This is a genomic window from Pseudomonas proteolytica (genome assembly GCF_007858275.1).
In the GTDB taxonomy this organism is placed as follows: Bacteria; Pseudomonadota; Gammaproteobacteria; order Pseudomonadales; family Pseudomonadaceae; genus Aquipseudomonas; species Aquipseudomonas proteolytica.
The window spans coordinates 16242-28400 of the sequence record NZ_VFEV01000024.1; the positions used below are offsets into that span (position 1 = coordinate 16242).

General features: G+C 62.2%; 7 protein-coding genes. 1 reads left to right on the forward strand and 6 read right to left on the reverse strand.

Annotated elements, in window-relative coordinates:
- Positions 1-33: 33 nt before the first annotated feature.
- Together FIV38_RS17865 and purL are read right to left on the reverse strand one after the other, a co-directional pair.
- Positions 34-345 carry a YqfO family protein gene (locus tag FIV38_RS17865; RefSeq protein ID WP_092233865.1) on the reverse strand — a complete coding sequence of 104 codons (312 nt, stop codon included), beginning with the start codon at positions 343-345 and terminating at the stop codon, positions 34-36.
- Between the two features lie 4 nt (positions 346-349).
- Complete coding sequence (purL, locus tag FIV38_RS17870; RefSeq protein WP_070994753.1) at positions 350-4246, reverse strand: phosphoribosylformylglycinamidine synthase; 3897 nt, start codon at positions 4244-4246, stop codon at positions 350-352.
- Positions 4247-4533: 287 nt separating this feature from the next.
- On the opposite strand from purL, the gene mltF reads away from it, so the two are divergent.
- The gene (mltF, locus tag FIV38_RS17875) at positions 4534-5994 is read left to right on the forward strand and encodes a membrane-bound lytic murein transglycosylase MltF (protein ID WP_092233862.1); all 1461 of its coding nucleotides are present in this window, start codon (positions 4534-4536) and stop codon (positions 5992-5994) included.
- 138 nt (positions 5995-6132) lie between these two features.
- On the opposite strand, the gene FIV38_RS17880 is transcribed toward mltF, so the two are convergent.
- The 4 genes from FIV38_RS17880 to treC all read right to left on the reverse strand — a co-directional run bounded on the left by FIV38_RS17880 (position 6133) and on the right by treC (position 12123).
- The gene (locus tag FIV38_RS17880; protein ID WP_092233859.1) at positions 6133-6417 is read right to left on the reverse strand and encodes a PTS sugar transporter subunit IIB; all 285 of its coding nucleotides are present in this window, start codon (positions 6415-6417) and stop codon (positions 6133-6135) included.
- A 2-nt stretch (positions 6418-6419) separates the two neighbouring features.
- Positions 6420-8942 carry a phosphoenolpyruvate--protein phosphotransferase gene (ptsP, locus tag FIV38_RS17885; protein WP_092233857.1) on the reverse strand — a complete coding sequence of 841 codons (2523 nt, stop codon included), beginning with the start codon at positions 8940-8942 and terminating at the stop codon, positions 6420-6422.
- Between the two features lie 163 nt (positions 8943-9105).
- Positions 9106-10326: a maltoporin gene (locus FIV38_RS17890; RefSeq protein ID WP_092233854.1), complete on the reverse strand. Its 1221-nt coding sequence runs from the start codon at positions 10324-10326 to the stop codon at positions 9106-9108.
- A 150-nt stretch (positions 10327-10476) separates the two neighbouring features.
- On the reverse strand, positions 10477-12123 hold the full coding sequence (treC, locus tag FIV38_RS17895) for an alpha,alpha-phosphotrehalase (protein WP_092233851.1): 1647 nt from the start codon (positions 12121-12123) through the stop codon (positions 10477-10479).
- Positions 12124-12159: the final 36 nt, after the last annotated feature.

Genomic DNA, 12159 nt, shown 5'->3' on the forward strand with positions numbered 1-12159 from the left:
CCCAGCGGGTTTCTTGTTTATGCAGCCTGCGAATCAGAAATCCGCCAACTGCCACACCTCATACGCCGGTGTCTCGTAGGGGTGGCTGAGCTTCAACGCAGCCACAACCGCCACGATCAGCTCATCAGCCACCACCAGCTCAACCTTCCACTCCTCAACCACTTCAACCTGGCCGACCTGCCCGATAAACGGCTGGCTGCCATCCAACGCGCGGAATTGGCCCTGGCCCAGCACTTGCCAGGCGCAGCTGTCGTAGTTGCCGATGCGCCCGCCACCTGCGGCGAAGAGGGCGGTTTTCACCGCCTCCACATGGCTGTCGGGCACAAAGAAGCTGAGCTTGTACATGGCCTTAGTTCACCCACACACGAGCGTTACGGAACATGCGCATCCACGCACCGTCTTCGTTCCACTCTTCAGGGCGCCACGAGTTCTGCACGGCGCGGAACACACGCTCCGGGTGCGGCATCATGATGGTGACGCGACCGTCGCGGCTGGTAAGGCCGGTGATCCCGCGCGGCGAGCCGTTCGGGTTGGCCGGGTAGCTTTCAGTGACCTTGCCGTGGTTGTCGACAAAACGCAGGGCCACGGTGCCGGACAGATCGGCTTCCAACAGGGCTTCTTCGCTTTCGAACTCGGCATGGCCTTCACCGTGGGCGATGGCGATCGGCATGCGCGAACCGGCCATGCCCTGCAGGAAGATCGAGTTGGACTCCTGCACCTGCACCATGGCCACGCGGGCTTCGAACTGCTCGGAACGGTTGCGCACAAAGTGCGGCCAGAACTCGCTGCCCGGGATCAGCTCGCTGAGGTTGGACATCATCTGGCAACCGTTGCACACACCCAGGGTGAAGCTGTCGTTACGCTCGAAGAACCCCTGGAACGCATCGCGGGCACGGCTGTTGAACAAGGCCGACTTGGCCCAGCCTTCACCGGCACCCAGCACGTCGCCGTAGGAGAAACCACCGCAGGCCACCAGGCCTTTGAACTCGTCGAGGTCAACACGGCCGGCGAGGATGTCGCTCATGTGCACATCGATCGCGTTGAAGCCCGCACGGTCGAACGCCGCCGCCATCTCCACCTGGCCGTTGACGCCCTGCTCACGCAGTACGGCAACTTGAGGACGGATGCCTTTCTTGATGTAAGGCGCGGCGATGTCCTGGTTGACGTCGAAGCTGAGCTTGGCGCTCAGGCCCGGGTTGTCTTCTTCCAGGATCACCTCGAACTCTTGCTCGGCGCAGTCGACGTTGTCGCGCAGGCGCTGGATCTGGTAGCTGGTCTCGGCCCACTGGCGTTGCAGCAAGCGGCGCTGGCCGGCAAACACGGTATCGCCGTTGAACGAGATATTGATTTCGCCGTTGTTGATTGGCTGGCCAATCACCGCCACGCAATCATCCAGGCCAGCGGCGCTGAATTGTGCGAGTACATCCGGGGTGGCGTCCTGGCGCACCTGGATCACCGCGCCCAACTCTTCGTTGAACAGGATGCCGTTGATCTCGGCTGCATCCTCGGCAACGCTGTCGAGCACGATGTTCAGGCCGCAGTGACCGGCGAAGGCCATCTCTACAACGCTGGTCAGCAAACCACCGTCGGAACGGTCGTGGTAAGCCAGCAGGTGGCCGTCGGCATTCAGGCCCTGGATCACGGCGAAGAAGGCTTTGAGGTCTTCCGCATCATCCACGTCCGGCGCGTGTTTGCCGAGTTTGCCGTGGGTCTGCGCCAGGATCGAGGCGCCCATGCGGTTCTGGCCACGGCCCAGGTCGATCAGGATCAGATCGGTGGTGCCCTTGTCCATGCGCAGTTGCGGGGTCAGGGTCTGGCGGATATCGGTGACCGGGGCGAAGCCGGTAACGATCAACGACAGCGGCGAAGTGACGCTCTTGTCGCTGCCATCTTCGTTCCAGCGGGTGGCCATGGACATGGAGTCCTTGCCCACCGGGATGGTGATGCCCAACTCGGGGCACAGCTCCATGCCGACCGCTTTTACGGTGTCGTACAGGCGCGCATCTTCGCCCGGATGACCGGCGGCCGACATCCAGTTGGCCGAGAGTTTGATGTCGGACAGCTTGCCAATACGGGAAGCCGCGATGTTGGTGAGGGTTTCACCAATGGCCATGCGGCCCGACGCCGGGGCGTCCAGCAGGGCCAGCGGCGTGCGCTCGCCCATGGCCATGGCTTCACCGGTATACACGTCGAAGCTGGTGGCAGTGACGGCAACGTCAGCCACTGGAACCTGCCATGGGCCGACCATTTGGTCACGGGCAACCAGGCCGGTGATGGTGCGGTCGCCGATGGTGATCAGGAAGCTTTTGCTCGCCACGGCCGGGTGGTGCAGCACGCGTTCGATGCTGTCGGCCAGTTCCAGTGTGCTTGGGTCGAAATCATCGCCCAACTCGGCTTCACGTACCGCCGAGCGGTGCATGCGTGGGGCTTTGCCCAGCAGCACTTCGAGGGGCATGTCTACCGGGCTGTTGCCGAAGTGGCTGTCGGTGACCGTCAGTTGCGGCTCGGCAGTGGCTTCGCCGACCACCGCAAACGGGCAGCGCTCGCGCTCGCAGATGGCCTGGAAGCGTTCGAAGTCCGCCGGGCCAACGGCCAGGACGTAACGTTCCTGGGATTCGTTGCTCCAGATTTCGTGCGGGGCCATGCCCGGCTCGTCATTTGGAATGTTGCGCAGTTCGAAACGGCCACCACGGTCGCCATCGTTGACCAGCTCAGGGAAGGCGTTGGACAAACCACCGGCGCCGACGTCGTGGATAAAGCTGATGGGGTTCTTGTCACCCAACTGCCAGCAACGATCGATGACTTCCTGGCAGCGACGCTCCATCTCGGGGTTTTCGCGCTGTACGGAAGCAAAATCCAGGTCTGCCGAGCTGGTGCCGGTGGCCATCGAGGAAGCGGCACCGCCGCCCAGGCCGATCAGCATCGCCGGGCCGCCAAGCACGATCAGCTTGGAGCCGACCAGGATCTCGCCCTTCTGCACGTGGTCTTCACGGATGTTGCCCATGCCGCCGGCCAACATGATCGGCTTGTGGTAACCGCGCACTTCATCGCCACGGGGGGTGGTGATGGATTGTTCGAAGGTACGGAAGTAACCGGTCAGCGCCGGGCGCCCGAATTCGTTGTTGAACGCGGCGCCGCCCAGCGGGCCTTCAATCATGATGTCCAGCGCAGTAACGATGCGCTCAGGCTTGCCGTACGGCACTTCCCATGGCTGTTCGAAGCCTGGGATCTGCAGGTTGGACACGGTAAAACCGGTCAGGCCGGCCTTGGGCTTGGCGCCACGGCCGGTTGCACCTTCGTCGCGGATCTCGCCGCCGGAGCCGGTAGCTGCGCCCGGGAACGGGGCAATTGCGGTCGGGTGGTTGTGGGTCTCGACCTTCATCAGGATATGCACCGGCTCCTGCACCGCGCCGTACTGGCGGGTTTCAGGGTCCGGGAAGAAACGGCCGGCAACGCTGCCGACGATCACCGAGGCGTTGTCTTTATAAGCCGACAGAACGCCTTCGCTATGCATCACGTAGGTGTTCTTGATCATGCCGAACAGGCTTTTTTCCTGGCTCTGGCCGTCGATGTCCCAACTGGCGTTGAAGATCTTGTGCCGGCAGTGCTCGGAGTTGGCCTGGGCGAACATCATCAGTTCGATGTCGTGGGGGTTGCGTTGCAAACCGTTGAAGGCGTTGACCAGGTAGTCAATTTCGTCTTCAGCCAGGGCCAGGCCCAGCTCGGTGTTGGCCTTCTCGAGGGCGGCGCGGCCACCGCCAAGCACGTCAATCGCAGTAAGCGGCTTGGGCTCGGCGTGGCTGAACAGGCCGGCGGCCTGTTCCAGCTGGCTGACGATGATCTGGGTCATGCGGTCGTGCAGGCTGCTGGCGATCAGCTCGGCTTCGGCATCGCTGAACTGGCCAGCCACGTAGAAGGCGATCCCGCGTTCCAGGCGCTGGATTTTTTCCAGGCCGCAGTTGCGGGCGATATCGCTGGCCTTGCTCGACCAGGGCGAGATGGTGCCGAACCGCGGCAGAACCAGGAACAAGCGGCCGGTCGGCTCTTGAACGGGAACGCTGGGGCCGTACTTCAGAAGGCGTGCCAGCACTTGCTGTTCGTCGGCGGTCAAAACGCCGTTAACGTCGGCGAAGTGAGCAAATTCAGCATACAAGCCAGTGACAGCTGGAACCTTCTGGCTCAGTTGCTCAAGGAGTTTGCTGTGGCGAAAGGCAGAAAGGGCAGGAGCGCCGCGCAGGATCAACATCTTCGGGACAGCCTCGGGAAGGGGGTGTGCTTTGAGGCCGTGCATTCTAGCGTAAACCTGCGCCAACGGCACCCGAAACGGCACTGCTGGCCGCTGCCGAACGTCAGTTGGCCTCGATTGCACGGTATCGAGGGGTTTTCCGGGGCTGCTGGTGCAGTTATTTTCACCGTCACAATCATGCGCCAGGCCACGTTTCTGCGGGCTGCAGCACAGTTTTGCGGGTGCTAGCAGACAACGCCCATGCTGTCGAGATATGGCGCCGTGGGCCGTTTGCGTATACTGCGCAGATGTTCTCCCCAACTGCTTTGCGCCCGCGATGTGCCAAATGGCTCCTCGCCACCGGACTCTTCCTGATGCTCAGCGCCTGTGTTGATAAGCCCAGCACGCTCGAGCGAATCAAGGAGGATGGCGTATTGCGGGTGGTTACCCGAAACAGCCCGGCCACCTATTTCCAGGACCGCAACGGCGAAACCGGTTTCGAATACGAACTGGTCAAGCGCTTTGCCGACGACCTGGGGGTGAAGCTTGAAATCGAGACGGCCGACAATCTCGACGACCTATTCGGCCAGTTGGGCAAGCCCAACGGCCCGGTCTTGGCCGCCGCCGGTCTGGTCAGCAGCGAACAGCGCAAGCAACAGGTGCGCTTTTCCCATGCATACCTGGAAGTGACCCCGCAGATCATCTACCGCAACGGCCAGTCCCGCCCCACCAACGCGGCCGACCTGGTGGGCAAGAAGATCATGGTGCTCAAGGGCAGCACCCACGCCGAGCAACTGGCCGAGCTGAAAAAGCAGAACCCTGCGATTGAATACGAAGAGTCCGACGCCGTTGAAGTGGTCGACCTGCTGCGCATGGTCGACGAAGGGCAGATCGACCTGACCCTGGTCGACTCCAATGAAGTGGCGATGAACCAGGTGTACTTCCCCAACGTACGGGTGGCCTTTGACCTGGGCGATGCCAGCAACCAGAGCTGGGCGGTGGCTGCGGGTGAAGACAACAGCCTGCTCAACGAGGTCAACAGCTACCTCGACAAGGTCGAGAAGAACGGCACCTTGCAGCGCCTCAAGGATCGTTACTACGGGCATGTCGATGTGCTGGGCTACGTGGGCGCCTACACCTTTGCCCAGCATTTGCAGCAGCGCCTGCCCAAGTACGAAAAGTTCTTCAAGACGTCGGCCAAGGAAGAAAAGGTCGACTGGCGGCTATTGGCAGCCATTGGCTATCAGGAATCGCTGTGGCAACCGGCTGTCACCTCCAAGACCGGCGTGCGCGGCCTGATGATGCTGACGCAGAACACCGCCCAGGCGATGGGCGTGTCCAACCGCCTCGACGCCCGGCAAAGCATCAAGGGCGGGGCCAAGTACCTGGCGATGATCAAGAGCGAACTGGACGACAAGATCCTTGAACCTGATCGCACCTGGTTTGCGCTGGCGGCCTACAACGTGGGCGGCGGCCACCTCGATGACGCACGCAAACTGGCGCAAAAAGAAGGCCTGAACCCGAACAAATGGCTGGACGTGAAGAAAATGCTGCCGCGCCTGTCGCAGAAGCAGTGGTACAGCAAGACCCGCTACGGCTACGCCCGTGGCGGCGAGCCAGTACATTTCGTGGCCAACATCCGTCGTTACTACGACATCCTGACCTGGGTGACCCAGCCGCAGTTGGAAGGCAACCAGATGGTGGAAGGCAACCTGCACGTCCCGGGCGTGGACAAAACCAAGCCCCCGCAAGACAGCCCCCAACTCTGACCCCTGGGAACGATCAGACACACAGAACCCCAATGTGGGAGCGGGCTTGCTCGCGAAAGCGGAGGGTCAGTTGATGAATAATTGACTGACACACCGCTTTCGCGAGCAAGCCCGCTCCCACATTTATTTTGTGGTGTTCTACAGGCCAGTGATCAGATGCACCACCCCGCCTGCCAGCACCATCACCGCCGTGATACCCGCCGTCTTTAGCGCCACCTCGTCCATTCGTGTCGGGTCCTGTAGCTGAACCCGGATCCGCGTCAAAGCCACTCGCTGTTGCGACTTCAGATTTATCGCCCCACCCAGCGCACTCAACACCGCCGGCGCCAACATCGCGTCAGCCGCTGGCTCGGTGCTCGGCGTTTCGGCCACCAGGTCCGGTGTCAGGGCCTTCCAGAACGCCCGCTGTAATTTCTCGAACATGCTCAATGCTCCACGACAGGTAAAGTTTCTACAGTCGCCGTGTGGTAAAGGCGCAAGGCCTCGCGCACTTGGCCGGCTTCTTCAAGGCCCAGGACCTGGCGGGCGATGATCTGGCAATCCGCCAGGTCCAGCTCGCGCACGGTGGCCTTGATACTGGGGATCAGCGGCACGCTGACGGACAGTTCGTCCACCCCCAGCCCGAGCAGCATCGGCACCGCCAGCGCCTCGGACGCCAGCGCGCCACATACGCCCACCCACTTGCCATGGGCGTGGGCGGCCTTGACCGTGGTGTCGATCAGGCGCAGCACCGCCGGGTGGAAACTGTCGGCCTGGCTGGCCAGGCGTGGATGGTCGCGGTCCATGGCCAGGGTGTATTGGGTCAGGTCATTGGTACCAATGGAGAAAAAATCCACATGGGGCGCAAACACATCCGCCATCAACGCGGCCGACGGCACCTCGATCATGATCCCCAGTTTCGGCAATTCGCTAAGCCCCAGGGCCAGCGCTTGTTCTTCCAGGATCTCGCGGGCCTGGCGCAGCTCCGACAGCAGGCTGACCATCGGTAACATAATGTGCAACCGCGCCAAGCCCGCGCTGGCCAGGATTGCCCGGAACTGCTCGCGCAACAACTCGGGACGTTCCAGGCACAAGCGAATCCCGCGCAGGCCTAGAAATGGATTGGTCTCGCTGTCCATCGGCACATAGGCCAAGGGTTTGTCACCGCCCACATCAAGGGTGCGCACCACCAGATTGCGCTCGGGGCCCAGCACACCGGCAATGGCGCTGTAGGTCTGGGCCTGTTCCTGCGGGCTCGGCGCGCGGTTGCGGTCCAGATAGAGAAACTCCGAGCGCAACAGCCCCACCCCCTCGGCTCCCAGCGCCAGGGCTTGCTGTACCTCTTGCAGCGAAGCGACGTTGGCCGTCACTTCAATATGATGACCGTCGCGAGTGGTGGCGGCCAAGGCAGCCTGCTGCACATCGCGTTGATGGCGCACAACCTGCTGCTCGCGCGCGGCCCGCAGCGTCTCGATCACCCCCGGGGCCGGCTCGAGGTGCAGTTCGCCTTTGTCGGCGTCCAGCAACACTGGCGAGCCATCGGGTATCGCCAAGACCTGGACCGGCACACCGCAAATCGCCGGCAAGCCAAGAGCGCGAGCAAGTATGGCGACGTGGCTGGTGGCCCCTCCGGCCACGGTGATAAACCCCAACACCTTGGCCGGGTCGAGGCTGGCGGTTTGCGAGGGGGTCAATTGCTCGGCAATCAGGATGGCCTGCTCCGGCAAATCCCAGGCGCCGTCCTGGACCCCGAGGATCAGCTTGAGGACCCGCTGGCCAACATCCGCCATATCGGCGGCACGCTCGGCCAGCAGTGGGCTGCCGGACTGCTCGAACAGTGCAGCGGTGGCGAGAGTGGCGCTGTTCCAGGCGAAGGCCGCGCTCTTGCCTTGGGCCAGCAGACCGTGGGCGTGTTCCAGCAGGGTCGGGTCTTCGAGCAATTCCTGATGGGCACCAAAAATCTGTGCCTGGGCGCTCCCCGAGGCCTTGTCCTGTAGCGCTTGCAGTGCTTGGGCTGCAGCCTGTAGGGCGCGCGTCAGCGCGGCACGTTCTGGGGGCTCGCCAGTGCCCTTTTCAGTCACGTTCAGCTCAGGCTCGGTGACCTGAACCACGTGGCCAAACGCCGAACCTGGCGATGCGCATACGCCCCGCAACACCGTTGCCGATGACAGCGGTGCGATGGCCTCGGCCACCACGGCCACCGCTTCGCCGCACCCTTGGGCCAACAACGCGACCAACGCCTCGATCGCCGCCGCCGCATCCGCCCCCGCCGCACTCACTTGCAGGGTATCGCCGCGCACTGTTTGCAGGCCCATGATCGCCACCAATGACTTGGCGTTGGCGCTCTGGGTTTGCTTGTGCAGGCAGATGCTCGCCTTGAACCCCTTTGCGGCCTGGGCCAGCACGGCCGCCGGACGGGCATGCAGGCCGTTGGCATTGGGCAGCGTCAGGGGCTTGGAAAACAGGGCGTCGCCCTCTTCTTCCGCGCCATTGGCGGCACCTATTGCAGGCGTCACGCGCAGCAACGGTTGCCCGGCTTCAACCAGCCCCGTAGCCGCCGCCAGCAGCGTAAACGGCTCGCCGCTGACCACCAGCATCAGGGTCAGCAAACTGCGGGCATTGAGGGCGATGTAGTCGGCATCAAACTCGATCAGCGGTTGCCCGGCCACCACCCGCTGGCCTTCCTCGACCAGCCGGGTGAACCCCTTGCCCGCCAGGTTCACGGTATCCAGGCCGATATGCATCAACACCTGCACGCCGTGGTCGTCAGTGACGCTGACCGCATGACCACTGTCCTGGATATTGCTGATCACCCCGGCCAGCGGCGCGCAGAGGGTCTGCGAGGTGGGATCGATACACACGCCGTCGCCAATCAGGCGGCTGGAGAACACCGGATCCGGCACCTGGTCCAGGGGCAACAGCACCCCGGCCAGGGGCGCCAGCAGTTCCAGGGGTTGAGTTGTGGTCATGACATCACCTGCTGTTTGGTTCTGTAAAAATCATGGGCGAAACGGCATTCCTGTAGGCGCTGGCTTGCCGGCGATGCTGACGACTCGGTCTCTGCCAAAGACCGAGGGGCCGCCATCGCTGGCAAGCCAGCTCCCACATAAGGGGTCACTACATCGGCCGTATTTATTTCCACCAGTATTCGACCTGCACACCGAAGTTGGAACCGTGCCGCGCACTGCCGTAGGAGCCGCTGTCGGACAACGCCGAACCCGCCGCCAGTTCATTGGCCGCACGCTTGGCCGCCTGGTTCCAGGTGGCATAGGTGTAGTACAAGCGCACTTCCGGCCGCGCCCAGAAATCCGGGCCTTTGGGCGACCAGGTCGGGGCGAACGTGAACTTGCTGAGCTTGCGCGTGCCGCCGCTGGCATCCACTTGGTCATGGCCCAGCTCGGTGACCAGCTTGAACTGTTCGCTGATGGCATACGCCGGGCGCACACCAATGGACATCCAGGTCTGGTCCTGGCTGCCTGGGCGCACATCTTTCTGGTACACCGCCTCGACCTGGCCACCGAAACGCGGGGTCACTTGCCAGTCAAAAAACTCCACCGCGCGGTAGCTTTTACTGCTGCGCTCCAGCGCGGTATTCCCGGTGTAGCCAAGGCCCGTGCCCGGCCCTTCACCGTACTGCAGGGCAAACTTGTTCTTGCCGCCGAGGAAGGCCGCCTGCACATGCTGGGCAGTCAGGGCCCAGCCGCTGTGGGTATCGCGCCCGCCAGCCTGTTCGATGTAGCTCAGGCCCAACTCCAGCTCCCCGCCGGGGTTGGTCTTGAAGCCTGCCACGTTGAAGTCGTGACGGGTGGCGTATTCCTTCTGGTACAGGTTGTCCTTGCGCGACAGAGCGTAGCTGTATTTCAGATCGCCAATCAGCACGTCCTCGATACCGCCGCCGGTGGCGCTCTGGTTCCAGTAGTAGAAGTCGGAAATATGGATGTCATTTCGTTTGTAGTAGCGCCGGCCGGCCCACAGTGAACCGCCGTTGAGGCTGGGCATGTTCGACCACTGCGCATACATCTGCGGCATGCGGGCCGAACCATTTTTTTCGCCCTGGAACTTCAGTTCGCGGTCGTACTTGTTGTACAGCGAGGCCATGGCATCGACGCTCAGCACCGAGCCGTCGTCGAGGGTGAACAGGTCCTGGCGTAACTCCAACTCGGCGTATTGTTCGCATTCGTTGCCCAAACGATATTTGGATTGGGCGCCCGGCAGTTGGAAACACTGCTGCGGGCCGCTGCCGGTCGAGGTGCCGGCACCACTGCGCAGATAGCCGGCGAATTCCAGGGCGTGGGCCGCCAGGGGCAACGTCAGACAGGATGCAGCGAGGCCCAGCTTTATTGTTGTTTTCATGAAGCGCTCCTTTTTTCTTATTGTGTGTAACGCGATTCTGTAGGAGCGAGCTTGCTCGCGAAAATCGTCAACGGTGACGTGGGCATTGCGGATGCACGCGGCGCTTTGAAGTTTTTCGCGAGCAAGCTCGCGCCTACAAAAAGGGGAATGTCAGTCGGTCAGGTGCAGCACAAAAGACTCGTATGGGCGCAAGGTGATGCTGTCGGTGCGCACCGGGCAGTCGGGGTAGTTGCTGATCAGCAGCCGTTGCGCGCTCGCCGCGCTGATCACTTGGCCAGGTAGTTGGATTTCGCAGGGCTGGCCGTAGAAGTTGTTCAGCACCAGCAGGCGCTCGCCATGGCCTTCACGCAGATACGCCCAGACTTTGGCGTGATCGCACAACAGTTGGCGGTACACGCCCTGCTGGATCAGCGGCTCAAGGCGACGCAAGGCGATCAGCGCCCGGTAGTGATGCAGCACCGAATCCGGGTCATCCAACTGGCTCTGCACATTGATCTGCGCCGCATTGGCCGGGATGCCAATCCACGGTTCACCGCTGCTGAAGCCGGCATTTGCCTGGCCGTTCCATTGCATCGGCGTGCGCCCGTTATCCCGGGACTTTTGCATGATGGCGGCCATGCTTGACGCTTGCGACTCGCCCGCTTCGCGCTTGAGGCGGTAGATGTTCAGGGTCTCGACATCGCGGTACTGCCCGATCTGCTCGAACCCCGGATTGGTCATGCCCAGCTCTTCGCCCTGGTACACAAACGGCGTGCCCTGCAGAAAGTGCAAGGCGGTGGCGAGCATCTTGGCCGAGACCACGCGGTACTCGCCGTCATCACCAAATCGCGAGACCACCCGCGGCTGGTCATGGTTACACCAGAACAGCGCATTCCACCCGCCACCGGCCTGCATGCCCAGTTGCCAGTCAGAGAGAATCTGCTTGAGTTGCAGGAAGTCGAAGTCGGCGCGCACCCATTTTTGCAGGTTGGGGTAATCCACTTTCAGATGATGAAAGTTGAAGGTCATCGACAGCTCTTTCGACTCCGGGCGCGAGTAGCGAATGCAGTGCTCGAGGCTGGTGGATGACATCTCGCCAACGTTGATCAGGTCGTGGCCTTCGAACACTTCGCGGTGCATTTCCTGCAGGTACTCATGCACGTGCGGACCATCGGTGTAGAAGCGCCGGCCATCGCTGTTGTCTTCGGGAAAGTCCGCCGGCTTGGAAATCAGGTTGATTACATCCAGGCGGAAACCGCCCACGCCTTTGTCACGCCAGAAGCACATGAGTTTGTAGACTTCGGCGCGCACCTTGGGGTTGTCCCAATTGAGGTCGGCCTGGGTGTGGTCGAACAGGTGCAGGAAGTACTGGCCGGTCTGCGCCTCGTATTCCCAGGCCGAGCCGCCGAACTTGGACTCCCAGTTGTTCGGCTGGTCGCGCCAGATGTAGAAGTCGCGGTACGGGTTGTCGAGGCTGCTGCGCGCCTGCTGGAACCATTCGTGCTCGATGGAGGTGTGGTTGACTACGATGTCGAGCATCAGCTTGATCCCGCGCTTGGCGGCTTCGCCGATCAGCAGGTCGCAGTCGGCCATGGTCCCGTAGCTGGGATCGATGGCGTAGTAGTCGCTGATGTCGTAGCCGTTGTCGCGCTGGGGTGAGCGCAGGAACGGGGTGATCCACAGGCAATCGACACCCAGCCATTGGAGGTAATCGAGTTTGTCCACGATGCCCAGCAGGTCACCGGTGGCGTTACCCGCATGGCTGTGGAAGCTTTTTGGGTAGATCTGGTAGATCACCGAGTGTTGCCAGTCTTGCATGGTGGGTTCCTTCAGTAGAGTTATGTGCTGGCCTTG